Origin of the sequence: Amycolatopsis sp. 3B14 (assembly GCF_050958625.1) — a bacterium.
Taxonomy (GTDB): domain Bacteria; phylum Actinomycetota; class Actinomycetes; order Mycobacteriales; family Pseudonocardiaceae; genus Amycolatopsis_E; species Amycolatopsis_E thermoflava.
The window spans coordinates 25176-50498 of sequence record NZ_JBHZEN010000008.1; the positions used below are offsets into that span (position 1 = coordinate 25176).

General features: G+C 71.9%; 21 protein-coding genes. 14 read left to right on the top strand and 7 right to left on the bottom strand.

What is annotated here, in order from left to right; all coding sequences use genetic code 11:
- Positions 1–2: 2 nt before the first annotated feature.
- The 10 genes from asnB (at position 3) to ACCP09_RS05175 (ending at position 13959) form a co-directional block, all read left to right on the top strand.
- On the top strand, positions 3–1904 hold the full coding sequence (asnB, locus tag ACCP09_RS05130; protein ID WP_433743472.1) for an asparagine synthase (glutamine-hydrolyzing): 1902 nt from the start codon (positions 3–5) through the stop codon (positions 1902–1904).
- Between the two features lie 9 nt (positions 1905–1913).
- A complete protein-coding gene (locus ACCP09_RS05135) occupies positions 1914–4088 on the top strand; it encodes a bi-domain-containing oxidoreductase (protein ID WP_433743474.1) in 2175 nt (724 codons plus the stop codon).
- Complete coding sequence (locus ACCP09_RS05140) at positions 4085–6025, top strand: alginate lyase family protein (protein WP_433743476.1); 1941 nt, start codon at positions 4085–4087, stop codon at positions 6023–6025. Before ACCP09_RS05135 ends, ACCP09_RS05140 begins: the two co-directional genes overlap by 4 nt.
- Positions 6026–6074: 49 nt before the next feature.
- Positions 6075–7556, top strand: a complete 1482-nt coding sequence (locus tag ACCP09_RS05145; RefSeq protein WP_433743753.1) for a right-handed parallel beta-helix repeat-containing protein — start codon at positions 6075–6077, stop codon at positions 7554–7556.
- Positions 7556–8779: a membrane protein gene (locus ACCP09_RS05150; protein ID WP_027932709.1), complete on the top strand. Its 1224-nt coding sequence runs from the start codon at positions 7556–7558 to the stop codon at positions 8777–8779. The genes ACCP09_RS05145 and ACCP09_RS05150 overlap by 1 nt, the downstream gene beginning before the upstream one ends.
- Positions 8780–8846: 67 nt before the next feature.
- A complete protein-coding gene (locus ACCP09_RS05155) occupies positions 8847–10034 on the top strand; it encodes an HAD-IIIA family hydrolase (RefSeq protein WP_433743478.1) in 1188 nt (395 codons plus the stop codon).
- 4 nt (positions 10035–10038) lie between these two features.
- On the top strand, positions 10039–11169 hold the full coding sequence (locus ACCP09_RS05160) for a glycosyltransferase family 4 protein (RefSeq protein WP_433743480.1): 1131 nt from the start codon (positions 10039–10041) through the stop codon (positions 11167–11169).
- Positions 11166–12278, top strand: coding sequence for an NAD-dependent epimerase/dehydratase family protein (locus ACCP09_RS05165; RefSeq protein ID WP_433743482.1), 1113 nt, complete (start codon positions 11166–11168; stop codon positions 12276–12278). Before ACCP09_RS05160 ends, ACCP09_RS05165 begins: the two co-directional genes overlap by 4 nt.
- Positions 12275–12973 carry a nucleotidyltransferase family protein gene (locus tag ACCP09_RS05170; RefSeq protein WP_378364752.1) on the top strand — a complete coding sequence of 233 codons (699 nt, stop codon included), beginning with the start codon at positions 12275–12277 and terminating at the stop codon, positions 12971–12973. Before ACCP09_RS05165 ends, ACCP09_RS05170 begins: the two co-directional genes overlap by 4 nt.
- Entirely contained in the window at positions 12970–13959 is a 990-nt protein-coding gene (locus tag ACCP09_RS05175; protein WP_123684065.1) for a GHMP kinase, read from the top strand. Before ACCP09_RS05170 ends, ACCP09_RS05175 begins: the two co-directional genes overlap by 4 nt.
- Here ACCP09_RS05175 and ACCP09_RS05180 read toward each other — a convergent pair.
- A complete protein-coding gene (locus tag ACCP09_RS05180; RefSeq protein WP_433743485.1) occupies positions 13931–14908 on the bottom strand; it encodes a glycosyltransferase 87 family protein in 978 nt (325 codons plus the stop codon). The two genes, ACCP09_RS05175 and ACCP09_RS05180, sit on opposite strands and share 29 nt — an antisense overlap.
- Positions 14909–15323: 415 nt before the next feature.
- On the opposite strand from ACCP09_RS05180, the gene ACCP09_RS05185 reads away from it, so the two are divergent.
- The 3 genes from ACCP09_RS05185 to ACCP09_RS05195 are packed head-to-tail and all read left to right on the top strand — an operon-like array spanning position 15324 to position 18731.
- Positions 15324–15986 (top strand): phosphatase PAP2 family protein, encoded by a 663-nt coding sequence (locus ACCP09_RS05185; RefSeq protein ID WP_431900767.1) that lies wholly within the window; start codon positions 15324–15326, stop codon positions 15984–15986.
- A 58-nt stretch (positions 15987–16044) separates the two neighbouring features.
- The gene (locus ACCP09_RS05190) at positions 16045–17592 is read left to right on the top strand and encodes a right-handed parallel beta-helix repeat-containing protein (RefSeq protein ID WP_433743487.1); all 1548 of its coding nucleotides are present in this window, start codon (positions 16045–16047) and stop codon (positions 17590–17592) included.
- A gap of 11 nt (positions 17593–17603) precedes the next feature.
- Positions 17604–18731 carry a nucleotidyltransferase family protein gene (locus tag ACCP09_RS05195; RefSeq protein WP_433743489.1) on the top strand — a complete coding sequence of 376 codons (1128 nt, stop codon included), beginning with the start codon at positions 17604–17606 and terminating at the stop codon, positions 18729–18731.
- Positions 18732–18734: 3 nt separating this feature from the next.
- Here ACCP09_RS05195 and ACCP09_RS05200 read toward each other — a convergent pair whose 3' ends face one another.
- From ACCP09_RS05200 to ACCP09_RS05220, 5 genes are all read right to left on the bottom strand, one after another.
- Positions 18735–19664, bottom strand: a complete 930-nt coding sequence (locus ACCP09_RS05200) for a hypothetical protein (protein WP_433743491.1) — start codon at positions 19662–19664, stop codon at positions 18735–18737.
- Entirely contained in the window at positions 19661–20512 is an 852-nt protein-coding gene (locus ACCP09_RS05205) for a helix-turn-helix transcriptional regulator (protein WP_433743493.1), read from the bottom strand. Before ACCP09_RS05205 ends, ACCP09_RS05200 begins: the two co-directional genes overlap by 4 nt.
- A 420-nt stretch (positions 20513–20932) precedes the next feature.
- Positions 20933–22063 (bottom strand): asparagine synthase-related protein, encoded by a 1131-nt coding sequence (locus ACCP09_RS05210; RefSeq protein ID WP_433743495.1) that lies wholly within the window; start codon positions 22061–22063, stop codon positions 20933–20935.
- Between the two features lie 88 nt (positions 22064–22151).
- On the bottom strand, positions 22152–22292 hold the full coding sequence (locus tag ACCP09_RS05215; protein WP_017986482.1) for a hypothetical protein: 141 nt from the start codon (positions 22290–22292) through the stop codon (positions 22152–22154).
- 44 nt (positions 22293–22336) lie between these two features.
- Positions 22337–22474: a lasso RiPP family leader peptide-containing protein gene (locus ACCP09_RS05220; RefSeq protein WP_123684071.1), complete on the bottom strand. Its 138-nt coding sequence runs from the start codon at positions 22472–22474 to the stop codon at positions 22337–22339.
- A 168-nt stretch (positions 22475–22642) separates the two neighbouring features.
- On the opposite strand from ACCP09_RS05220, the gene ACCP09_RS05225 reads away from it, so the two are divergent.
- Positions 22643–24421: an ABC transporter ATP-binding protein gene (locus ACCP09_RS05225; RefSeq protein ID WP_027932722.1), complete on the top strand. Its 1779-nt coding sequence runs from the start codon at positions 22643–22645 to the stop codon at positions 24419–24421.
- Here ACCP09_RS05225 and ACCP09_RS05230 read toward each other — a convergent pair.
- Positions 24404–25321, bottom strand: a complete 918-nt coding sequence (locus ACCP09_RS05230; RefSeq protein ID WP_431900749.1) for a hypothetical protein — start codon at positions 25319–25321, stop codon at positions 24404–24406. The genes ACCP09_RS05225 and ACCP09_RS05230 overlap by 18 nt on opposite strands.
- Positions 25322–25323: the final 2 nt, after the last annotated feature.

The following is a 25323-nucleotide window of genomic DNA, read 5'->3' on the forward strand; positions in this document are numbered from 1 at the left end:
CCATGTGCGGTGTCGCAGGAACCTACCGCTGGCCCGACGGTGGCCCGCTGACCGACCGGCTCACCAAGCGCCTGGCCCACCGCGGGCCGGACGGCGAGGGCCGCTACGACCACGGTGACGTGCACCTCGGCCACCGCCGGTTGTCGATCATCGACCTGTCCGAGACCGGCGCGCAGCCGATGGTCTCCGGCAGTCTGGCGCTGACCTACAACGGCGAGCTGTACAACGCGCCCGAGCTACGGGCCGAACTGATGAGCAAGGGCGTGCGGTTCCGCGGCACCTCCGACACCGAGGTCCTGCTGGAGGCGTGGCGGCGCTGGGGCGTCGAGTGCCTGCCGCGGCTGCGCGGCATGTTCGCGTTCGGGATCTTCGACGAGCGCACCGGTGAGCTGTTCCTCGCCCGCGACCAGCTCGGCATCAAGCCGCTGTTCTACGTGCGCCGCGGCGACGGGATCGCGTTCTCCTCGGAGCTGAAAGCGCTCGCCGGTGAGATCGGCGGGCTGCACGTCGACGAGACCGCGCTGGTCGCGTCGCTGCTCTACTACTGGGTCCCGGACAGCCGGTGCGCGTTCCGCGAGGCGCGCAAGCTGCCGCCGGGATCGTGGCTGCGCGTGCGCCCGAACGGCCGGGTGGACACCGGCCGGTACTGGATCCTGCGGGACGTCGCGACCGAGGCCCGGCACGGCCCGCCCGCCGACCTGGCCGCGGTCGTCGAGGACTCCACCCGCAAGCACCTGCTCTCCGACGTGCCGGTGGCGACGTTCCTGTCCGGCGGCCTGGACTCCAGCTACCTGACCGCGCTGGCCGCCAAGTACTCCCCCGGGATCTCCGCCTACACCATCGGGTTCCGCGCCGAGGACGCGAAGTTCGAGGCCATGCCGGACGACCTGCGGTACGCGCGGATCGTGGCCGACCGCTTCGGGGTCGACCTGCACGAGATCGAAATCGCGCCGAACGTGCAGGAACTGCTGCCACACCTGACCTACCACCTGGACGAGCCGATCGGCGACCCGGCGGCGATCAACAGCTACCTGATCTGCCTGGCCGCGCGGGAGGCCGGCGTGAAGGTGATGCTGTCCGGGATGGGCGCGGACGAGCTGTTCGCGGGTTACCGCAAGCACCTGGCGAACCTGATCGCGTTGCGCTACCAGAAGATTCCCGGCGCGGTGCGCACGCCGCTGGAGTCCGTTGTGGACCGGCTGCCGGTGGCGACGTCGAAGCGCGGGTTCCGGTCGGTCCGCTTCGCCAAGCGGTTCCTGTCCTTCGCGACCCTGCCGGAGGAGACCGCGTTCCGGCGCAGCTACACGATGTACGACCGGGACGAGCTGGCCGGGCTGGTCGCGCCCGACCTCGCCGGCGCGGTGGACGACGTGCTCACCGAGCACGCCGACACCTACCACGACAACCTGCTCGACGACTTCGTCAACCGGATGTGCCTCGCCGACGCGCGGATGTTCCTGCCGGGGCTGAACCTGACCTACACCGACCGCTCCACCATGGCCGCCTCCACCGAGGTGCGCGTGCCGTTCGTGGACGTCGAGGTCGTCAAGGCCGCGTTCAGCCTGCCCGGCAACCGCAAGATCGCCGGGCGGCAGGGCAAGGCCGCGCTGAAGGAAGCCGCGCTGTCGATCCTGCCGAAGGAGATCGTCTACCGGCCGAAGGGCCTGTTCAGCGCCCCGCTGCGGGCGTGGATGAGCCGCGATCTGGCGCCGCTGGTGCGCGAGGTCGTGCACGACGGTGTCCTCGTCCGGTCCGGGTTCCTGCGGCGCGAGGCGTTGCAGCGGCTGGTCGACGAGGACGCCGCGGGCCGCGAGGACCGGTCCAAACACCTCTGGCACGTCTTGACCCTGGAGTACTGGTACCGCAGCGCGACCGAAGCCGGTGCGGCCGAGCGAGCAGCGTAAGGAGCCCTGGTGAAGCAGGTCGTACAGAACTACAAGAGCGGCGAGCTGGCGCTGCTGGACGTCGAGGCGCCGGCGTGCAAGCCGGGCGGCGTGCTCGTGCGGACCGCGTTCTCGTTGATCTCCACCGGCACCGAGATGATGAAGGTGTCCGAGGCGAGCATGTCGATGCTGGGCAAGGCGCGGTCGCGGCCGGACCAGGTCGCCAAGGTCGTGCAGAGCGTCGCGACCAACGGCGTCGGCGCCACCTACCGCAAGGTGATGAACCGGCTCGACTCCTACACCCCGCTGGGCTATTCGCTGTGTGGCGTGGTCGAGGAGGTCGGGCCCGGGTTGGAAGGCACCATCGATGTGGGCGACCTGGTCGCCTGCGCGGGCAACGAGCACGCGCTGCACTCCGAGCTGAACTGGGTGCCGAAGAACCTCTACACGCGGGTGCCCGCCGGGGTCGCGCCGCGGCACGCGTCGTTCGCCACCGTCGGCGCGATCGCCATGCAGGGCGTCCGGCGCGGCGAACCGCAGCTCGGCGACGTCGCGCTGGTCATCGGGCTGGGCCTGATCGGGCAGCTGGTCGTGCAGCTGCTGGCCGCGTCCGGCGTGCGGGTGGTCGGCGTGGACCCGGACCAGGAGCGGTGCAAGCTGGCCGAACGGCTCGGCGCGTCGGTGTGCGGGCACCCCGGTTCCGGGGACGTGGAGATCGCGGTCGGTGAGCTGACCGGCGGGCACGGCGTCGACCAGGTGTATCTCGCCGCGGGTGGCAGCACGAACGAGCCGGTCGAGCTGGCCGCGAAGCTCGCGCGCGACCGCGGCCGCGTGGTCGACATCGGCAAGTGCCGGCTCGACCTGCCGTGGAACGCCTACTACGAAAAGGAACTCGACGTCCGGTTCTCCCGCTCGTACGGTCCCGGCCGGTACGACCCGGAGTACGAGCTGGACGGCCGCGACTACCCGATCGGTTACGTGCGCTGGACCGAGCGGCGCAACCTGGAGTGCTTCCTCGACCTGATCGCCCGCGGGCGGGTCGATGTCGAGCCGCTGGTCTCGCACGTCGCGGACTTCTCGACCGCCGTGGAGACCTACCGCAGGCTCAACGAGGGCGAGCTGAAGGCCGTGGCCGTCCTGTTCCGCTATCCGGACGTCGAGACCGGCCAGGACGAGCCCGCCCTCGTCGCGGAAGTCCCGAAGCGCGAGCCGATCCGCACGTCGCAGCGGATGGGCAAGGTGCGCACGGCGTTCATCGGCGCGGGTAACTACGCGTCCTCGATGCTGCTGCCGCACCTGGCCGAACGGGAGGACGTCGAGCTGCGCCGAGTCGTCACCACGTCCGCGCTGTCGGGCGCGAACGCCAAGCGGAAGTTCGGGTTCGCCGAGGCCACCACCGACGTGGACGCCACACTCGCCGACCCGGAGATCGACGCGGTGTTCGTGGTGACCCGGCACAGCTCGCACGCCGAGCTGACCCGCCGCGCGCTGCTGGCGGGCAAGGCGGTGTTCGTGGAGAAGCCGCTGGCGCTCAGCGAAGCCGAGCTGGGCAAGGTGCTCGGCGCGATCGAGGAGTCCGGCAACGACCGGCTGCAGGTCGGGTTCAACCGCCGGTTCGCGCCGCTGCTGCACGAGGCCACCGGCCGGTTCGGCAGGCGCATCGGCGCGGCGTCGGTGCGGTACCTGGTGAACGCGGGCCGCCTGGAGCACGGCAGCTGGTACAACCAGGCCGGTTCGGAGGGCACCCGGTTCGCCGGCGAGGGCGGGCACTTCATCGACACCGTGAGCTGGCTGCTCGGCGCGGACCCAGTGTCGGTCTACGCGTGCGCCACGCCGGACCAGCAGGACCTGCAGGTCGTGCTGCGGTACCCGGACGGCTCGACCGCGACGATCAGCTACGCCACCAGCGGTTCGACCAGCTTCGCCAAGGAGACGCTGGACGTCGTCGCCGACGGCAAGGTGCTGAAGTTCGACGACTTCGCGCGAGCCTCGGTGTACGGGCGCAAGCGGTGGACCAGCTCGCGCCTGCCGAAGGGCCGCGACAAGGGGCAGCACGCCGAGCTGGACGCGTTCGTCACCGCGGTCACCTCGGGCGGGCCGATGCCGGTGCCGCTGGAGTCGCTGGTCGCGACCACGCTCGCCACGCTCGCGGTGCAGACCAGCCTGGCCACGGGCGTGCCGGTCAAGATCGGGACCCCGTCATGACGGACCCCGCCTGGTACCTGCGGCGGCTCTCCCGGATGGGCCCGCGTGAGGTCGCCGGGCGCGCGGCGGACGTGCTGAACCGGCGCAGGCTGCGGCGCGCGCTGCCCAAGGCGTCCGCTCCGCTGCCCGACCGACGGTTCACCGCCGTGCTGCCTGAGGCCGTGCAGGTCCCGGCGGACGCGCGGGCACGCGTGCTGGAGACCGCGGACCGGCTGCTCGACGGCCGCGCCGAGTACTTCGGCCTGCGGCGGCACGACATGGTGAGCCCGGACTGGTCGTTCGACCCGAAGACCGGGCGGCACGCGCCTACCGACACCTTCGCCTTCGACATCCCGTACCGGCACGAGGACGTCGTCGGCGACATCAAGCAGATCTGGGAGCCGTCGCGGCACCAGCACCTCACCGTGCTGGCCACCGCGTACGCGCTGACCGGCGAGGACCGCTACGCCGAGCGGGTCGCCGACCACCTGAAGTCGTGGTGGGCGGCGAACGCGCCGATGACGAGCGTGCACTGGGTCAGCGGGATCGAACTGGGCATCCGGCTGCTGTCCTGGGTGTGGGTGCGGCGGCTGCTCGACGGCTGGCCCGGCGCGCCCGGGTTGTTCGAGGACAACCCCGAGGCGCTGCACCAGATCTGGCACCACCAGCGGTGGCTCGCGACCTTCCCCAGCCGCGGGTCGTCGGCCAACAACCACGTCGTCGCCGAGGCGGCCGGGCAGCTGGCCGCCTCCTGCGCGTTCCCGTGGTTCCCCGAGTCGGCCGGCTGGCGGTCCGCCGCGCTGCGCTCGCTGGACGAGCACCTCGCGGCCAACACGTTCGGCTCGGGCCTGAACCGGGAGCTGGCCACCGAATACCACGGCCTGGTCCTCGAACTGGGCCTGGCCGCGGCGATCGAGGCCGGCCCGGCGGCGCCGGACTCGCTGCGGCGGACGCTGCTGCGGATGACCGACGCGCTCGCGGCCGTCGTCGACGTGCGGCTGCACCCGCCGCGGCAGGGCGACAGCGACGACGGGCACGGGCTCGTTCTCGACGGTGCCGGTGTCAACCGGTGGTCGTCGCTGCTGGCCACCGGGGACGTCCTGTTCGGACGGCTGGACTGGTGGCCGAGCCCGCGCGGTGGGGACGCCCGCACGCCGCTGCTCACCGCGCTCGCCCGCCGGTTCGAGGCCGCGGACCGGCCACGCACGCGGCCGGACCACTTCGCCGACGCCGGGCTGACGCTGCTGCGCACCACGCCCCAGGACGGCCACAGCGAGATCTGGTGCCGCTGCGACGGCGGCCCGCACGGGTTCCTGTCCATCGCCGCCCACGCGCACGCCGACGCGTTGTCGGTCGAGGTGCGGCACGACGGCGTCGACATCCTCGCCGACCCGGGGACCTACTGCTACCACGGCGAACCCAGGTGGCGGGCGTACTTCCGGTCCACGCTCGGCCACAACACGGTGCAACTGGACGACACCGACCAGTCCACGTCGGGCGGCCCGTTCCTGTGGACGCGGCACGCACGCACCCGGGTGCTGTCCCGCCCCGGCGGCGGCGTGCCGCGGTGGTCCGCCGAGCACGACGGCTACCGGCCCGCCGTGCACCGGCGCACGGTCGAGCTCGACCCGGCCGAACGGGAACTGCGGATCACCGACGAGATCACCGACGTCCGGCACCACCCGGCGCGGCTCGCGTTCCACCTCGGACCGCGGGTGAGCGCCGAGCTGACCGGCAACGCGGCGGTGCTGACGTGGACCGCGGGCGGCCGCGACCGGGCGGCGATCCTCGACCTGCCCGCGGGGCTCACCTGGACCGCGCACCGCGGTCAGACCGATCCGCCGCTCGGCTGGTACTCGCCCGGCTACGGCCGCCGCGAACCGGCCACGACCCTGATCGGCAGTGGGCTCACCGGGCGTGCCGGCCCGCTCACCACACTGCTGCGCTTCGCCGACTAGCCGGAGGTTGCCCGCCGTGCCCGCACCAACGACGACACGAGCCCGCTGGGTGGCGGTGTTCCTCGGCGTCCTGGCGCCACTGGCCGCGCTCGCGTGCACCCCCAGCCCGGAACCGGCGGACACCACCGCGACGCTGGCGGGTTCCGGGGCGTGCGGCAACCTGCCGCCCGGCCCCGCGGAGCCACCCGCAGGCGCGGTCGTCGTCGACGCGGCCGTGCCCGGCGACCTCCAGGCCAAGACGAAGGCCAGCCCGCCGGGCACGACGTTCTGGCTGCAGCCGGGCACGCACACGCTCGGCACCAACGAGTTCGACCAGGTCATGCCGAAGGACGGTGACACCTACACCGGCGCCCCCGGAGCGGTCGTCGACGGGCGCGACACGAACCGCTACGCCTTCACCGGCAAGGCGAGCGGGGTGACCATCGAGCACCTCACGGTGACCGGGTTCGACGCGCCGGACAACGAGGGCGTGGTCAACCACGACTCCGGCGCGGGCTGGGTCATCCGGTCGAACCTGCTCACCGACAACCGCGGCGCCGCGATGATGGCAGGCGCACGCCAGGTGATGACGGGCAACTGCCTGAAGGACAACGGGCAGTACGGGCTCAACGCCTGCTGCGGCGATGTCACCGACATCGTGCTGGAAGGCAACGAGTTCGTCGGCAACAACGCCGACGACGTGGAGAGCAAGTACGCCGACGGCTGCGGCTGCACCGGCGCGATGAAGTTCTGGGAGGTCGACGGCGCCGACATCCGCGGCAACTGGATCCACGACAACCGCGGGCCGGGCATCTGGGCGGACACCAACAACAACGACTTCCTCATCGAGAACAACCTCATCGAGAACAACGACGGCGCCGCGATCTTCTACGAGACCAGCTACAACGCGACCATCCGCGGCAACACGCTGAAGCGCAACAACCTGGTCAGCGGGCGCGAGTTCGTCGACCGCGACGACAACTTCCCGTCCGCGGCGGTCTACATCTCCGAGTCCGGCGGCGACGCGCGCGTGCCCGCCCGCACCGACCGGATCGACATCCACGACAACGAGCTCCAGGACAACTGGGGCGGGGTCACGCTGTGGGAGAACGCGGACCGGTTCTGCAACAGCCCCGCCAACACCTCCACCGGCACCTGCACGCTCGTCGTCGGCGACGTCGCGAAGTGCGCCCCGCCGGGCATCGACACCGACCCGCTGCACGGCGACTGCCGCTGGAAGACGCAGAACGTGCAGGTCCACGGCAACCGGTTCGAGGTGAACCCGCGGAACATCGGCTGCCAGGCGATGTGCGCCCGGATGGCGTTGCTGTCCAACTACGGCAGCTCGCCGGACTGGTCGCCGTACCAGGGCGACGTGGTCCCGCAGGCCATCACCTTCGACCAGAACAACCGCTGGTACGGCAACACCTACCTGGGGCCGTGGACCTTCGTCGCGCACGACGCGAGCAGGCTGGTCGAGCAGATCGAGTGGCAGGGCCCGGTCTACCGGCAGGACGCGGGCAGCACCTTCGCGGTGGGGGGCGGCAAGTGATGAGCCTCACCGGCATCCGGCCGCGGACACTCGACGAGGACGACGTCGCCCGAAGCCCGCGCACCTTCCGGATCCTGGGCGCGATCTGGGCCCTGATGATCTTCAACACCCTCGCCACCCAGGGCGTCTCGGCGCTCATCCCGATCCCGCGCCCGGTCACCCAGGCCCTCACGATGAGCGCGGTCGGCATCGCGTTCGCGCTCGCCCTGATCCTCAACCCGCGCGTGAAGATCCGGCCCAGCGCGTTCCTGGTGCTGCTCAGCCTGCTGCTGGTCGCGAGCTTCGCGAGCAGCGTGCGCATGGAGTCCGGCTTCGGCTCGCTGTTCCGGTGCGCCAGGCTCGGGTTGTTCGTCGGGACGTTGTGGCTGATCAGCCCGTGGATGAACGGCTCGATCTGGTTCGTCCGCCAGCACATCAGGGTGCTGACCGTGCTGCTGGTCTCCGTCGCCGTCGGCCTGGTGATCTCGCCCGGTCTGGCCATGCCCGAACTCAACGACGGCAGGCTCACCGGCGTGCTGTGGCCGCTGACCCCGACGCAGATCGGGCAGTACGCCGCGATCGTCGCCGGGCTGGCCGTGCTGCTGTGGATCAACAGGCTCACCGACGCGCGCAGCGTGGTCATGGTCGCCGGCCCGGCGATCGTCCTGCTCGTGCTGACCCACACCCGCACCGCGACCCTCGGCCTGGTCTCCGGGCTCGTGGTCGCGATGCTGTCGATGTGGCTCACCAGCGGCCGCGCCCGCAAGGCGTTCGCCTGGGGCATCGCCGTGGCCGGGATCGGCGCCGTCCTGCTCGGGCCCCTGCTGCAGACCTGGGTCCTGCGCGGCCAGGACGCGGAGAACTTCGGCAACCTCACCGGCCGTGCGAAGGTGTGGGAGCGGCTGCTGTCCGCCCCGCGCACCTGGTTCGAAGAGATCTTCGGCACCGGGCTGTCCAACAAGTCCTTCGACGGCCTGCCCATCGACAACAGCTGGCTGGCCGTCTACCACGAGCAGGGCTACCTGGGCGCCACGATCGTCGTGTTGTTCCTGGTGACGCTCGTCGTGGTGGCCATCGCCCGCCCACCGTCGCCGGGGCGTGCGTGCGCGTTGTTCCTGATCACGTACTGCCTCGCGGCCTCCTACACCGAAGCCGGCCTCGGGGACGCGTCGCCGTACCTGCTGCACCTGGCGGTCGCGGCCGGCCTGCTCGCCGGTACTCCACAAAGGACGGTACCGCGGTGAGCGCCGCGCCCGTAACGGACCAGCGCCCGCGCGCGACCTCAAGACATCGCAGAGAGGTGGTCGAACCGTGAGCCAGCCAGGGGTTCTGCTCGATCGCGACGGCACGATCATCGTCGACAGCGGGTATGTCGGCTCCGTCGACCGGGTCGAGTTCATCGACGGGTCCATCGCGGCGATCGCCGCGCTCAACCGGGCCGGCGTCCCGGTCGCCGTGGTGACCAACCAGGCCGGCGTCGCCCGCGGGTACTACGGCATCGCTGACGTGGAGCAGGTCCACAAGCACATGATCGCCGAGATGGCGCGGCACGGCGCGCACGTCGACCTGTGGCTGTTCTGCCCCTACCACCCGGACGGCATCGTGGAGGCGTTCGCCCGGCGCAGCGCCGACCGCAAGCCGGGGCCGGGCATGGCGCTGGCCGCGGCGGAAGCGCTCGACCTGGACCTGTCCGCGTCCTGGGTGGTCGGGGACAGCCCGGCCGACGTCGGGCTCGCGCGGGCCGTCGGCGCGAAACCGCTGCACGTCGGGCCGCCCGGCTCGGCCGTGATGGGTGTGGACACGTTCCCCGACCTCGCCGCCGCCGTGCGGTTCATCCTCGGCGGCGACACCGCACCGGCGCCGGAGCAGCAGAAGGCGCCCAAGTTCCCGGCCGCGAAGTTCCACCGGGCCGACTCCTACGGCGGCGCCTACGTCGCCGAACTGGCGCGCGCCTTCGCCACCGTGGACCTGGAGCAGGTCAGCCGCGCGGCGAAGATCCTGAACGCCGCCTACGACCGCGATGTGGCCGTGTTCGCCTGCGGCAACGGCGGATCCGCGTCGATCGCCAACCACCTGCAGTGCGACCACGTGAAGGGCGTGCGCAACGGCACCGGCGTCACGACGCGCGTGCAGAGCCTGAGCACCAACGTGGAGCTGTTCAGCGCGATCGCCAACGATCTCGGCTACGAGCACGTCTTCGAGTACCAGCTGCAGTCCCAGGCGCGGCCGGGCGACGTGCTGATCGTCATCTCGTCCTCGGGCCGCTCGCCGAACATCGTGCGGGCACTGGACTGGGCGGCGGCGCACGAAATGCCGACGATCGCGCTCACCGGTTTCGCGGGCGGGCCGGCCCGCCGCCGGGCCGAGGTCTCCATCCACGTCGACTCCGCCAACTACGGCGTCGTGGAAGACGCCCACCAGGCGTGCATGCACCTGCTGGCCCAGTACGTCCGACAGTCGAGGATGACCCCAGATGCCGTTGTCTCGCAGACATTCTGACCGCATGCGCGTCGCGATCAACCTGCTCACCGACGACCCGTTCAACCCGTCGGGCGCGCACTGGTTCTGGACCCGGGTCATCCCCGAGATGACCCGGCTGCTCCGCGACGGCGAGTCGTTCCACCTGATGGTGAGCCCGAAGTCGCGGCCGACACACGACTACGGCCGCAGCGTCGGTTACATCACCTACCCGTGGTCCAACGAGAAGCGCAACCTGCGCACGCTGTCGGAGCACCTGTACTCGCCGCTGCGGCTGCCGCTGAGCGGGATCGACGTGCTGAACACGTTGATGGCGCCGATCGTGAAGTCGGCGCCGAAACTCGTGGTGCACATCAAGACACTGCACGCGTACACGACACCGCACGCGATCTCACCGCCCGCGCGGCTGTACCGCCAGCTGAGCTACCCGCGCACCGCGCGGCTGGCCGACGCGATCATCCTCAACTCACGCAGCCTGGTGGACGAGGTGCAGCAGTACCTGAAGGTGGATCCGGCGAAGATCCGGCTCATCCCGGAGGCGGTGGACCACGAGCTGTTCAACCCCGGCGACCGGGACGAGGCGTTCGCGCACGTCGCGAAGCGGTACGGGGTGCGCGAGAACTTCGTGTTGTTCGTGTCGTCGCTGTGGCCGTACAAGAACTGCGAAGGCCTGATCCGGGCGTTCGCCGCGGCGAAGTCCGACCTCGGCGGCAGGCGGCTGGTCGTCGTCGGACCCGGCCGGGACGTCGAGTACGTCGGCGAGCTCAAGGCGCTGGCCGCACGGCTCGGCGTGGCGGACGACATCGTGTGGGTGGGCGGGGTGCCGCTGGAGGAGACCGTGCACTTCTACCGCGCCGCGGACGTGTTCGTGTACCCGTCGCACAACGAGACGTTCGGCCTGCCGATCCTGGAGGCCATGGCCTCGGCGTGCCCGGTGGTCACCTCGAACGTCACGGCGATGCCGGAGACCGCGGGCGGGGCGGCACTGCTGGCCGACCCGAAGGACGCCGACTCGATCGCCGACCAGATCGTCAAGGCCTGCGGCCCGGAGGGCGAGCGGCTGCGCGCCCGCGGACCGGAACGCGCGGGCGAGTTCACCTGGGCGGCCACCGCCGCGCGGACGCTCGACGTGTACCGGGAGGTGCACGCTCGATGAGGGTCCTGGTCACCGGCGGCGCCGGCTTCATCGGCTCGCACACCTGCGACCGGCTCGTCGAACTGGGGCACGACGTGGTCGTGCTGGACGTGCTGGCCGCGCCGGTGCACCGCGACGGCAGGCCGAACCACCTCACGCCCGGCGTGGAGTTCTACGAGGGCGACGTGCGCAACCGCGACCTGATGCGCAACCTGCTGCGCCGCGTGGACGCGGTCTACCACTTCGCCGCCTACCAGGACTACCTGCCGGACTTCGCGAAGTTCACCGACGTCAACGTCACCTCGACCGCGATGATCTACGAGATCGCGGTCGCCGAGAAGCTCGACCTGCAGCGGATCGTCGTGGCGTCCTCGCAGGCGGCGATGGGCGAAGGGCTGTACCGGTGCGCGGTGCACGGCGAGCAGACCCCGGACATGCGCCCGGAGTCCGCGCTGCGGGCCGGGCGCTGGGACATCGGCTGCGCGGTGTGCGGCGAGCCGATCGAGGTGCTGCCGACGCCGGAGCGCATCGCCAACCCGCAGAACGCCTACGGCATGTCCAAGCACGGCGAGGAGGTCGTGGCGGTCAACCTCGGGCGCCGTTACGGCATCCCGACCGTCGCCCTGCGCTACAGCATCGTGCAGGGCCCGCGGCAGTCGGTCTACAACGCCTACTCCGGCGCGTGCCGCATCTTCAACCTGCACTACCTGCTGGGCGGCGCGCCGACGCTGTACGAGGACGGGCAGAACATCCGCGACTATGTCAACATCCACGACGTCGTCGACGCGAACGTGCTGGTGCTCGCCGACGACCGCGCGGCGGGGCGGGTGTTCAGCGTCGGCGGCGGGACCGGGTACACCACCCAGGAGTTCGCCGAGGTGGTGCGCCGGCAGTACGGATCGGACCGGCCGGGCCGGATCAGCGGCGAGTACCGCTTCGGCGACACCCGGCACATCCTCTCCGACGTCGACGCGCTCAAGCAGCTGGGCTGGTCCCCGAAGCGGACCCCGGCAGACTCGGTCGCCGAGTACGCCGCGTGGTTGCGGGACATGCCGGGCCTGGAGGAAATCCTCGCCGAGGCCGACGCGAAGATGCGCTCGCTCGGCGTGGTGCGCAAGGCGGGGTCGTGAAGGCGTTCCTGCTCGCGGCCGGGCTGGGGACGCGGTTGCGGCCCCTGACCGACCACACGCCCAAGTGCCTCGTCGAGATCGGCGGGCGGCCGATGCTGGACATCTGGCTGGACGCGCTCGAAGCCGCTGGGGTGGACGAGGTGCTGGTCAACCTGCACCACCTCGCACCGCTGGTGTGGGCGCACCTGGCCGAGCGGCGGGGCGGCCCGCTCGTGTGCACCGCCGAGGAGCCGGAACTGCTCGGCAGCGCGGGCACCCTGTCGGCGAACCGGGACTTCGTCGCGGGCGAGGAGATGTTCCTGGCGCTCAACGCCGACAACCTGACCGACTTCGACCTCCGGGTGCTGATCGAGGCGCACCGCGCGGGCGGGGCGATCGCGACGTTGTCGGTGTTCCGGGCGCCCGATCCGACCCAGTGCGGGATCCTCACGGTTGCCGACGGTCTGGTGACGGGGTTCGTGGAAAAGCCAGTCGACCCGCCGGGCGACCTGGCCAACGCGGGGATGTACGCGTTCTCCCCCGCCGTGCTCGACCTGATCGGCCCGCCGCCCCGGGACATCGGCTACGACCTGCTGCCCGCGCTCGTCGGGCACGCTCGCGCGGTCTCCCTCGGCGACTCCTGGTTCCTCGACATCGGCACCCCCGCGGCCCTGGCCAGGGCGCGCGAAGTCTGGCAAGGCAGGCGAGCATCGTGATCATCACCCAGACCCCGCTGCGCATCGGGCTCGTCGGTGGCGGGACCGATCTGCCCAGCTACTACCGCGAACACGGCGGCCGGGTGCTCAACGCGGCCATCGACAAGTACGTCTACGTCGTGGTCAAGCAGCGCTTCGACGACGAGATCTACGTCAACTACTCGCGCAAGGAGATCGTCTCCCGCGTCGAGGACCTCGAGCACGAGCTGGTGCGCGAGGCCATGCACATGACCGGGGTGCGCAGCGGCGTGGAGATCACCACGCTCGCCGACATCCCGTCGGCCGGGTCCGGGCTCGGGTCGTCGTCCTCGGTGACGGTGGGCCTGCTGCACGCGTTGTTCGCCTACCAGGGCAGGCAGGTGACGGCCGAGGAGCTGGCCGACCGGGCGTGCGCGATCGAGATCGACCGGTGCCGCAAGCCGATCGGCAAGCAGGACCAGTACGCGGCCGCCTTCGGCGGGTTGTGCGACCTGCAGTTCGGGCCGGGCGACGCGGTCGGGGTCGAGCAGATCGACCTGCCGCGCGCGGACTGGCGGAAGCTGCAGGACGAGCTGATGTTGTTCTTCACCGGCATCACCCGCAGCGCCGACAAGATCCTCGGCGAGCAGAACGCGAACGTCGGGAACAAGCTCGCCCAGCTGGGGCAGCTGCGCGACCTCGCGGGAGAGGCGGCGGACGGCTTGCGCGGCGGCGAGCTGTCCGCGCTGGGCACCGCGCTGCGCAAGAGCTGGGAGGCCAAGCGCTCGCTCGCGTCCGGGGTGTCCAACCAGCAGATCGACGAGGCCGTCGACGCGGCGCTGTCGGCGGGCGCGAGCGGGGCGAAGGTGACCGGCGCGGGCGGCGGCGGGTTCCTGCTGGTCAGCTGCCCGCTGGAGCACCAGCAGGCGGTGCGCGCCCGGCTCGCCACGATGACGGAACTACCGATCAAACTGGAGCGGCTGGGGTCCCGGATCATCTTCAACGTGCACCGCGACATCTGGAGCTGACCAGCGCCGCGGCAAGACCGACAGCGACGAGCAGCAGATCGACGGCGTCCGCGAGCCGCACGTCGAAACCGGGGATCAGCTTCGTCGAAACAGTGTGCAGGTGCAGCACGACGAGGGTGAGCGCGCCCACCGCGACGCGGTCCGCCGTGCGGGTCAGCTCACCGCGCACCGCCATGCCGATCCCCAGCGCAACCGGCACGAAGAGCACCAGCAGGTCATACGGCGCGTGGTAGAAGCCGATGAGCATCGCCGTCGTGATCCCCGCGGCCACCGCCAACGGCCGCCTGGTGGCGCGCACCACGAACACGACGGCCACGACCGCCAGCAGCGGAACCGCGATCTGCAGCCACGCGGGCGGCTCGGTCAGACCCCAGCGCGCGAGCTGCCCGAGCAGGTCGAAGCGCCGCTGGACGGGGTTGCTCAACCCGGTCGGCGCCACATCGGAACTCAGCACCGCGAGGTCACGCAGAACCGACCGCACGAAGCCGGCGGGACCGCCGGCGGCGATGGTGCACGCGACCACCACCGGAACCGACGCCACAGCCAGCCACAGCACGCCGCGCCAGGCCGATCGCAGCCGCCCGCCGACGGCCGCGGCCAGGGCGAACACGCCGAACTGCACCTTGATCAGGACCAGCGCGACACCCCAGCCGGCGCCTGGCTTCGCGGTTGCCAGTGAGCGGAGGATCAGCACCGCGCCGAGCACGCCGAGGAGGCTGCCCAGTTGCACGGAAATCGCGCCGCGACCGGGATACCAGATGTTGCACCAGAGCAGGCCGAGCGGAACCGCGAAATCGGCCAAGTGCGGCATCGACCATTTCGCCAGAATCCGCAACATCACAACAGCGACACCGATCGACAGGACTTGGAAAAGGGCGACCGAAAAAAGGTAAGGGAGTGGCGCGAGTGGAACCGCGAGGGTCAGCCAGGCCGGCGTGTAGAGCGACATCGGCAGCGCCCACGGGTACGTCGCGAGGTAGGTGTCGGGATCGTACGGGTTCCCGCCGCTGAGCAGGTCACGGCCAGGAGTCCAGACCGTGTCCCGGAAGTCGAGGAAGTACCCCTCCGCGCCCCGGAAGGACTCCCCGGGCCGGATCGGCTGCGCGAACATCACCGACAACCGGACCGCGATGGCGGCGGCCACGAAAGCCCACAACACGAAGACGATCCAGCGCCGGGCCTTCGTTTTCCCAGCGGATTTACCCAGACGAACAGCGACAGCCATGATTACCCCTTCCACATTCCCCGGCGGACAAGTCGGAAGGTCGTTGAACCACGTTACGACAATGGCGTGTGATGCATTCGGCTCACCATTTCCGCCTGCCGGGTGGAAACAATCCGTCGCTTGGCGGCGACTTCCCCACGTGGAGCAGACGAACGTCCCGCGGCCCGCCGTCCCGCCCGTGCTGCGGGCCCCGCTGGCGGCTGCCGCCGTTGTCGCGGGGGTGGTGGCGGTCGCGCTCGGCGTGCTGTTCACCGGTGACGGCGCCGGCTCCGTGCTCGACCAGCGCGCGTACGAGGCGTTGCGGGACAGCGTGCGCGAGCCGTCGTTGTCGTTCGACATCTCGTGGGCCGTCGGGACCGCGGGTGATCCGGCGTGGGCCGCCGGGCTGGTCGTGGTCGTCGCCGCGATCTGCTTCGCCACGCGCCGCCGTCGCCTCGCGCTGCTCGCCGTCGCCGGGCCCGCCGCGACCGGCGTGCTCACCACCGTGGTGAAACCCGTCGTGGACCGGACCATCAACGGCGACCACCTGTCCTACCCCAGCGGGCACACCGCACTGATCACGTCGCTCGGGATGGTCGTCGGGCTGCTGCTCGTGGACCGGTTCCGGCTCGGTCGCGCGGGGCTGCCGCTGGTCTTCGGCCTCGCGGTGCTGTGCGGCGCGGCGATGTCGTGGTCGCAGACCGCCTCCCGGGTCCACTACCTCACCGACACGATCGGCGGGTTCTGCACGTCCCTGGCCGTGGTGGTCGCCGCCGCGCTGGCGATCGATCGAGTAGCCGATCGTGTGAACGCCGGCGGGTAACGGCGCTTTTCGCCCCGACGACTTCCGTAGACGAACACCTTGACGGACGGGGGCGGGGATGACCACGAGGAGCCGGGCGTTCCCGCTCGCGCTCGGGGCCGCCGGCGTCCTCGCACTCGCCGGCGTCGTCGCGGCCGTCGCGCCCGATCCCGGCCCGCCGGCCGTGGTTCCGACCGCGCAGGGCGCCCCCGCCGCTCCCCCCGCACCGCCGGCCGCCGTCTGCGGCAGCCCGGCGCTGACCGGGCCTGCTTCGCCGCCGCCCGGCGCGGTGGTCGTCCCGGCGGGCAGCAACGCGGGCTTCGACTTCAGCACGCCGGGCGCGACGTACTGGTTCGCGCCCGGGGTACACACGCTCGCGCCGGGCGAGTACTCGCAGATCAGCCCCGGCGCGGGCGCGACGCTGCTCGGCGGGCCCGGCGCGGTGCTGGACGGCAACCGCGACAACCGGTACGCCATCACCGGCCGCGCCACCGGCGTCACGATCCGGCACCTGACGATCCGCAACTTCGCCGCGCCCCGCGACGAGGGCGTGGTGAACCACGACTCCGGCGACGGCTGGACCGTCGAGCACAACATCCTGACCCGCAACCGCGGCGCGGCGCTGATGGCGGGCGCACGCAACCGCATCGCCGGGAACTGCCTGGCGGACAACGGCCAGTACGGCCTGAACGCCTACCAGTCCGGCAACCGCATCACCGGTCTCGTCGTCGAGGGCAACGAGTTCACCGGCAACAACACCGAGGACTGGGAGACGCAGCTGCCCGGCTGCGGCTGCACCGGCGCGATGAAGTTCTGGGCGGTCAACGGCGCCGACGTGCGGAACAACTGGATCCACAGCAACCGCGGCACCGCGGTGTGGGCCGACACGAACAACAACGACTTCCTCATCGAGGGCAACCTCATCGAGGACAACGACGGCACTGGCATCTTCTACGAGATCTCGTACAACGCGGTGATCCGCGGCAACACGTTGCGGGACAACGCGTGGCGCACCGGACGCGAGTTCGCCGGCGAGCGCGACCCGTTCCCGACCGGCGCGATCTACCTGTCCGAGGCCGACGGCGACGCGCGGATCCCGGCCCGCACCGCGAAGATCGAGGTCACCGGGAACCTGCTGGAGAACAACTGGGGCGGAGTGGTGGCCTGGGCCAACGCGGACCGGTTCTGCAACTCGTCCGCGTCGACCACCTCCGACTGCACGCTGATCGTCGGCCCGGAGAACACCTCGGCCTGCTCGCCGCCCGCGATCACCCGCGAACCGCTCTACACCGACTGCCGGTGGTGGACCTCGGACCTGGAGATCCACGGCAACACCTTCCGGTTCGACCCGGCCGCGGTCGACGGCGGCTGCCCGGTCGAGTTCTGCGGGCGGATGGCGCTGCTGTCCAACTACGGCAGCTCGCCGGAGTGGTCGCCGTACCAGGGCGACGTGATCCAGCGGCACATCGTGTTCGCGGCGGGCAACCGCTGGCACGACAACACCTACACCGGGCCGTGGCGGTTCACGGTCCCGGACATGAGCACGACGGTGCCGGTTCCGCAGTGGACCGGGGCGCCGTACCACCAGGACGCGGGCAGCACGTTCGACGGCCGCCCGGGACGATGAGCGGAGGGCGGATGGGACGCAGGTTGTGCGCGGAGAGCGAGTACCCGGCGGCGCTGCTCGCCGCGGCGGCGTACCGCCTGCCGGGGAGCGACCGGGCGTTCCCGGCGGAGCCGGTGGCCGCCGAGGAGTGGCCGGGGCTGCTCGCGGCGGCGCGGAAGCACCGGATGACGGGGTTGCTGACGGCGGCGATCACCGCGGGCGCGTTCCCGGCGACCGCTGAGCAGGCACGCGAGGTGAAGTCCGCGCACGCCACCAACCAGATGCGCGTGCTGGTGCTGGAGCACGAGCTGCTGCGGATCCTGGACCTGCTGGACGGGGCGGGCATCGAGGCGCGGGTGCTCAAGGGCACGGCGGTGGCACACCTGGACTACCCCGATCCGGCTCTGCGGTCCTTCAACGACCTGGATGTGATGGTGCGTGCGGCGGACATCGACCGGACCGTCGCGGTGCTGGCGACGGCCGGGTTCCAGCGCACGCTCGCCGAGCCGCGGCCCGGGTTCGACCGGCGCTTCGACAAGGGCATGACGTTGCGCCCGCCCGCCGGGTACGAGCTGGACCTGCACCGCACCTTCGTGCTCGGGCCGTGGGGGCGGCGGGTCGACCTGGACGCGGTGTGGGATGCCGGGCAGGAGTTCTTCATCGGTGGTCGCGCGGTGCGGGCGCTGTCGCCGCCGAACCGGTTCCTGCACGCCTGCTACCACGCGGCCCTCGGCGACTGGCCGCTGCGGCTCGGGTCGCTGCGGGACGTGGCGGAGATGCTGCGGGTGGTGGATCCGGGGCCGGTGCTGGCGCTGGCCGGGTCGTGGGGCGCGGAGGCCGTGGTCGCCGCCGCGGTGGCCGACACGGTGCGCCTGCTGGGGATCAAGGTCCCCGGCCCGCTCGCGCGCTGGGCGGTGGCCTACGTGCCGTCGCCGCGGGACGAATCGTGGCTGGGGTTGCACACGACGCCGGACAAGACGTTCGCGGCGCAGGCCGTGGCCACCCTGCGGGTCCTGCCGTGGCGCGACAAGCCGGCGTACCTGCGTGCTCTGGTCTTCCCGGACGCGGACTACACGGCGGACCGGCACCGGAACCCGTTGAGCCGCTTCACCTACGCGCTGCGCGAGGTTCGGAAGGGCTCGCCGACCGGGACGCGCTGATGGTCAGCGCCGCAGCCGCGCGACCAGCAGGTTCGAGTCGTCGCCCACCAGGTTGGCGCCGTTGGTCACGTAGACCCGGCTCCCCCGCACCACGACGGCCGTGGTGCCCCGCATGCCGTCCCCGGCGTCGAGCAGGGTTTCCCGGGAGCCGTCCGCGCCCACCCGCACGAGCTTGCTGTCCTGGTTGATCGCGGCGAGGATCTCGTCGCCCCGGCCGGTGAAGTCGAAGTCGTCGATGCCCGCGAGCCCGGTGGCCCGGACCTCGGCGGCGCCGCCGGTCAGCGGGATGCGGACGATGGTGCCCCGGTCGGAGTTGCTCGCCCAGACGGCGCCGTCATGGACCTTCAGGCCGTTGACGCCGAAGAAGCCGTCCGGCGCCAGTGCGCGGTCCGCCGACCACACGGTTGCCGCGCCGCCACGCAGCGGGGCCTGCCAGATGCGCCCGCCCGCCGAGTCGGTGATCAGGAAGCGGTCGCCGTCGATGACCAGCGCGTTCGGCATGGTGTCGGCGGGGAGCGGCACGACGAGCCGGGGCGTCCCGGCGCGGACCTGCCAGATCCCGGTCAGCCCGCCCTGTCCCGCGGAGTAGAGGAAGTACACGTCACCGCGGCCCGAGCGGGCCACCCCGGTGACCACGGGGGTCCCGACGACCGGCGTGGTGCCGCCGCCGTCCGGTGGGAGCGGCATCGTGACGAGCACCCGGACGGCTCCGTCCGGCGCGACCCGCACCACCTGCCGGGCGGGGATCATGCCGATGACCGCACCGCCGCCGGGTTCCGGTGCGATGCTCTCGGCGGCCTGGCCCGCGGCCCGGTCGAAGTGGGCGAGGACGCGCACGTCGGCCAGGCGGGTGCCGCCGGTGTCGGCGCTCGCCGGGACGCCTGCGGTGAGGAGGGCGGCGGTGAGCAGGGCGGCGATCCGGTGGGCGGTCATGCTTCTCCTCGGGTGGTGAAGGTCTCCTGGCCGAGCACGGCCAGCAGCTCCAGCTGGGACACCGCGGCGCTGCCCGGCGCGGGTGAGTACACGATCAGGCGCTGGTCCTGCCGGGCCGTCGCCAGCACGTCGAAGTCCAGCTCGACGAGGCCGATCGCGGGGTGCCGGATGCGCTTGCGGTCGCTGCGGCGGACGGCGACGTCGTGCCGCGCCCAGAGCCCGGCGAACTCGGCGCTCTCCGCCCGCAGCGCCTCGACCAGTTGGCGGGCCGCCGGATCGGACGGGCGGGCCGCGAGGGTGGCGCGCAGGTCGTCGACCTGCGCGTGGCTTTCGTGGTCGTGGTCCTCGGCGGGGTGGCGCTCGCGCATCGCCGGGTCGGTGAACCACCGGTAGGTGCAGCTGCGGGCCAGGCCCCGGAAGCGGGTCTGCTCCCCGAGCAGCGCGTCGGCCATCGCGTTCTGGGCGAGCACGACGTTCAGGTCGGTGGCGATCAGCGCGGGCAGGCCCGTGAGCCCGTCCAGCAGCCGGAGGAGGCCGCGGCTGACGTGCTCGTCACCGCCGGTGCGCGGCGGGGCCTGGTGGCCGGCGAGCCGGAAAAGGTGGTCGCGCTCGTCGACGGTCAGCCGCAGCGCGCGGGTCAGCGCGGTGAGCACGGCGGCCGACGGTCGGGGGCCGCGGCCCTGCTCCAGGCGGGCGTAGTAGTCCGGCGACATGCCGGCGAGCTGGGCGACCTCGAAGCGGCGGAGCCCCGGCGTCCGGCGCCGCCCGCCCGACGGCACCCCGACGTCCGCAGGCTGAAGCAGCGCCCGGCGACGCCGGAGGAAGTCCGCGAGTTCGTTCCGTTCCACGTCCCCAGCATGATCCGCGCGTGGTGCGGACAACCAGGACTTGTCGATACCACCTACCGGACGGTGGCCAGCCAGGCCCGCTGCGGAAACGCCAGAGCAGGACCCGGGGCCGGCAGCCGGTCCACCCCCGCGGGAACGCCGGCCCCCGGCACCAGCCGCGCCCTCACCGGCACCACCCGACGGACCGTCGCGAGCCAAGCCCGCTGCGGCAACGCCACAGCAGGACCCGCGGCCCGACGCGGCAACCCGCCCGCACCATCCACCGCGCCGAGGCCAGTCAAGCGTGCTGCGGCAACGTCACAGCACGCCCCGCGGCCCGGCGCACCCGCACCACCACCTACCGGGCCGTCGCCAGCCAAGCCTGCTGCAGCGACGTCCCGCCATGCCGCGCGGGCCGGCGCCGCAACCCGCCCGCACCACCTACCGGGCCGTCGCCAGCCAAGCCTGCTGCAACAACGTCATCGACGGCGCGGGCGGCCTCGCCGACAACCACCCGTCCCGCAGCGCCTGCGCATCCACCAGCTCGTGGTCCACCCCGCGGCCGGTCCACTCCCGCGCGAACGCCCGCGTCCGTTCGGTGAACACCGCGCCCGTGAAGGTCGCCTTCGTCCGGCGTTCCAGGACCTCCCGGGGCAGCAGGTCGCCGAACACGTCGCGCATCGTGGCCGTCCGCCCGCTCCATCCCCAGAACCCGGCGGCCCGCGCGATCGCCGCCACGAAGTCCGGCTCCGCGAACGTCTGCACGTACCGGCAGTCCAGTTCGGACCCCAGCGTGCGCACGCTCTGGTAACCCAGCCGCGCGCACCGCCGCGTCGTGAACTGCCACGCGTGGCGGCCGGCGTGCAGCTCGTACGCCGCCGCGTCGGCCGCGTCCAGTTCGGCGAGCAACTCCGCCGCGGCAGGCCGCAGCCACGGCCGCTGGTGCCGGTTGCGCAGCGCCGCCCGCCGCCGCACCCGCGCCGGGGCCAGCGCACGCGCCGCATCCGGGAACACGCTCGCCCGCACCCGGCCCCGCGCCTTGAGCACCTTCGTCAACGGCGTGATCCGCTTCAGCCCGAACACCTCGTCGCCGCCCTCGCCGGTCAGCAGCACCCCGCCGCGGGCCGCGTCCATCATCCGCCAGGTCGGTGCGAAGTTCGGCGGCCACACCAGCCCGTGCCGCCGCAGCACCGCCGCCGCGATGGGCCCGACCGGGTCGTGCTCGTCGTCCACGGTCAGCACGATCCGTTCGGTGACACCGAGGTGCGTGAGCACGGCGTCCTGCCACGCGGTCTCGTCCGACTCGGGCGCGGCCGGATAACGCAACGTGATCGGCACCGGCAGCGGCAGCCCTTCGCGCCGGGCCAGCGCCACCGCCGCGGCCAGCAACGCGGAGGAGTCCCGGCCACCGGAAAAGGCGACCAGGCACGGTGTGCGGTTCAGGTGGCCGAGCAGCATCCGGTCCAGCACCCGTCGCGGCTCGCCGGGATCGCCCAGCGGCAGCGGGATGAGGTCGTACCCGTTGATCCAGCCACCCGCGATCTCCAGCCGGTCCATTGTGTACAGGGTCACCGGGTGCTCACTTCCGGACAGTCGGCGGACGTGGACAGGTGGTCACGGGCCCGGCGGCCGACCGCCGGGCCCGTGACCGGGAAACGCATCACGAGTAGGCGTCGTTGTCGCCGAGAATCGGGATCGCCCACGTGAGGTTGTCCGGCGAAGAACCAAACAGGTTCGCCTGTGTCAAGTCCGTCACCGAACCCAACAGGGTGATTTCCGGGGTGGTGTAGGGCTCGCGCATGTGTTCACCTCCCCCCGCCACTGGCAGGAACGGGAAAACCGGGGTCACGAAAAGGTCAGGTCCCCGAAGATGGTGCCGGCGGCGAAATCGGCGTCGAGCCGGCTTCCCGACGACTGACCGAGCGTGAGCTCGGACAACGAGCCGATGTCCTCGATGCCCGGGGCGGCGTACTCTTTCTTCATGTCACTCCTTTCCGTTAATCGTCGACGAGCGAGAACCCAAGGACCTCGATCGGGATTCGCCTGATTGCGCCAAGCCGTTACAACCACTCGCCGAATGTACTGGTGACGTTGTCCAACCGGTACCGCCACAATTCTTGGAATACGTTTTCCCGGCGGTACGATTCGACGGTGGGGATCACAGGCATCGCGCGGGCTTCGGCGGCCACGCCACGGCTGATCGCGGCCGCGACGCGCGAGGTCGCCGCGGCCGACCGGTTCGGCACCGTGACCGCGGCGATCTACCAGATCATCGGCGCCGTCGGCGCGCTCGGCGTGGTCGCGGCGAGCAAGCTCACCTTCGACGCGTTGCTGCAACCGGAGAGCGCGCGCTTCGGGCTCACCGTTTCGTTGCTGGCGCTGGCGTTCATGACGGCGCTGACCGGCTCGGTCAGCGCCCTGCAGACCCAGCAGCACCGGCTGCTCGGCGAGCGCGTCTCGCAGCGGGTGTGGGACCGGGTGCTGGACACGACGGCACGCGCCGACCTGGTGACCTACGAGTCCGCCGGGTTCGCCACGTCTCTGGAACGCGTCCAGCAGAACGCGCTCACCCGGCCATTCGCGGTGACCACCGCGCTGCTCGGCCTGACCGGCAGCCTGCTGGGCGTGGTCACGATGTCGGCGGTGCTGATCGGCGTCGAACCGCTGCTGGTGCCGATCCTGCTCGCCGCCGGGCTGCCCGCGGTGCTGCTCGCGCGGTGGGCCAGCCGCACCGAGTTCGCGTTCGCCCACCGGCTGACCCCGCTGTTCCGCCGACGCAACTATCTGCGGCAGCTGCTCACCCAACGCCCGTACGCGGCGGAGTTGCGGGCGTTCCATTCGACGAAGCCGCTGCGCGAGCGCCACCGCGAGCTGAACGCCGGCATCAACGTCCAGCTGCGGCAACAGGTCCGGCGGCGGCAGCTGATCGCCGGTCTCACCACGATCGGCGTCGCGCTGTCGCTGACGGCCGCGCTGCTGGCGATCATCGGCCTGGTGCGCAGCGGCCGCATCGACCTGCCTGCCGCGGGCGCGGCCGCGATCGCCGTGCGGTTGCTGAGCAGCCAGCTCGGCACGCTGTTCACCTCGATCGGCGGGCTGCTCGAATCGGCGCCGTTCCTGGCCGACCTGGAGCGGTTCGTCGCCTCCGCCCCGCCGTCGCCCGCCGCCGGGGAGAAGCGGCCGCTGCGGCAGGGAATCGTGTTGCGGGACATCAGTTTCCGCTACCCCGAGCAGGAGCGGCCCGCGGTCGACGCGGTGGACATCGAGATCGGCGCGGGCGAGGTGGTCGCGCTGGTCGGCGAGAACGGTTCCGGCAAGACGACGCTGGCCAAGATCGTCGCCGGACTGTACGACCCGGACCTCGGCACGCGCCGCTGGGACGGCGCGGACGCCCCGCCCGCCGACATCCGCGCCTCGGTGACGGTGATCTTCCAGGACTTCGTGCGGTACCAGATGACGCTGCGCGACAACATCACGATCAGCGACGGCGACCGGCCGGGCGACGAGGAGTCGGTGCACGACGCCGCCCGGCGCGCGGGTGTCCTCGGCGTGACGCGCGAGCTGCCGCACGGCCTGGACACGATGCTCGGCCGGGACCTGGACGAGGGTTCCGACCTGTCCGGCGGGCAGTGGCAGCGGGTGGCGCTGGCGCGGGCGCTCTACCGGGACACGTCGCTGGTGGTGCTGGACGAGCCCGCCGCGGCGCTCGACCCGCGCGCGGAGCACGAACTGTTCGCCGACGTCCGGGCGATGCTGGGCGGGCGGGCCGCGCTGCTGATCTCGCACCGCTTTTCCAGCACCCGCATGGCCGACCGGATCTACGTGCTCGACGCGGGCCGCGTGGTGGAGTGCGGCACGCACGACGAGCTGATGGCGCGCGCCGGCCAGTACGCCGAGCTGTACCGCCTCCAGTCAGCGGCCTACCGCTGACAGCAGGTCCGCGAGCACCTGGTCGCGGAACGGTGGTCCCCACGGCACGGTCGCCTCGTACACCGGGACCTGCGCGACCAGATCGGCCAGACCCTGGAACGCGAAGTCCATCACGGCCGGATCGCGCCAGCCGAGCACGCGCGGGAACTGGCTCATCCGCAGGAACGCCCGCGTCCCGGTGAGCCGCTCGACGGAAACGTCCACAGCGGACCGGCTCGGCCGCGGGATCACGCACGCCGCCAACGGCAACGCGTCCGCGTACACCGGCGACCGCAGGGCCAGCCGCCCATCCGCGGTGGGCCGCACGTCCGCCGCGGCGGCTCCCTCGGCTAGGCCCCGCGCCGCCATCCGCAGCCGGTTCTCCGTGCTCCCCGGGTGCACGAGCCCGCCGGGGTCCACCCGCAGCACGTCGTCGGCCACCAGGTCGCACCCGTGCCCGCACAACGCCGCGGCCAGGGTGGACTTCCCCATCCCGGACGCGCCGACGAACGCCAGCGCCCGCTCGCCTGCCCGCACCGCGCTCGCGTGCAGCACGAGGTGCGAGTTCAGCGTCAGGTGCACGGCCAGCAGCGCGCCCGTCGCGAGCACGGTCAGCAACCCGTGGTCGGCCGCCGGGTCCAGGTGGTAGGTCACCTCACGCAACAACGGATCGCCGGCGAACTCGCACAGTCCCGGATAGCGCAGCACCGTCCGGTCGCCGTCCGTGGCGAGCGTGTAGAACACCCGCCCGTCCGGTTTCGCCAGCTCGGCCAGGCACCGCCCGGGCAGCGCCGCGCGCGGCACCTCCCGGTCGGCGCCCCGGCGCAGCACCAGGTCCGGCTCGCCGCCGTCCCCGGCGGGCAGCGCCAGCTCGACGTCGCTCCACACGGTCAGCCCGTGCGCCCGGTACGTGAAGTCCATTG

Bases quoted from the DNA above. Each gene is read 5' to 3' on its own strand.
- ACCP09_RS05140 (WP_433743476.1), top strand. From the start codon at position 4,085: ATGACGGACCCCGCCTGGTACCTGCGGCGGCTCTCCCGGATGGGCCCG.
- ACCP09_RS05195 (WP_433743489.1), top strand. From the start codon at position 17,604: ATGGGACGCAGGTTGTGCGCGGAGAGCGAGTACCCGGCGGCGCTGCTC.
- ACCP09_RS05150 (WP_027932709.1), top strand. From the start codon at position 7,556: ATGAGCCTCACCGGCATCCGGCCGCGGACACTCGACGAGGACGACGTC.
- ACCP09_RS05190 (WP_433743487.1), top strand. From the start codon at position 16,045: ATGACCACGAGGAGCCGGGCGTTCCCGCTCGCGCTCGGGGCCGCCGGC.
- ACCP09_RS05215 (WP_017986482.1), bottom strand. From the start codon at position 22,292: ATGCGCGAGCCCTACACCACCCCGGAAATCACCCTGTTGGGTTCGGTG.
- ACCP09_RS05160 (WP_433743480.1), top strand. From the start codon at position 10,039: ATGCGCGTCGCGATCAACCTGCTCACCGACGACCCGTTCAACCCGTCG.
- asnB (WP_433743472.1), top strand. From the start codon at position 3: ATGTGCGGTGTCGCAGGAACCTACCGCTGGCCCGACGGTGGCCCGCTG.
- ACCP09_RS05180 (WP_433743485.1), bottom strand. From the start codon at position 14,908: ATGTCGCTCTACACGCCGGCCTGGCTGACCCTCGCGGTTCCACTCGCG.
- ACCP09_RS05220 (WP_123684071.1), bottom strand. From the start codon at position 22,474: ATGAAGAAAGAGTACGCCGCCCCGGGCATCGAGGACATCGGCTCGTTG.
- ACCP09_RS05165 (WP_433743482.1), top strand. From the start codon at position 11,166: ATGAGGGTCCTGGTCACCGGCGGCGCCGGCTTCATCGGCTCGCACACC.
- ACCP09_RS05200 (WP_433743491.1), bottom strand. From the start codon at position 19,664: ATGACCGCCCACCGGATCGCCGCCCTGCTCACCGCCGCCCTCCTCACC.
- ACCP09_RS05230 (WP_431900749.1), bottom strand. From the start codon at position 25,321: ATGGACTTCACGTACCGGGCGCACGGGCTGACCGTGTGGAGCGACGTC.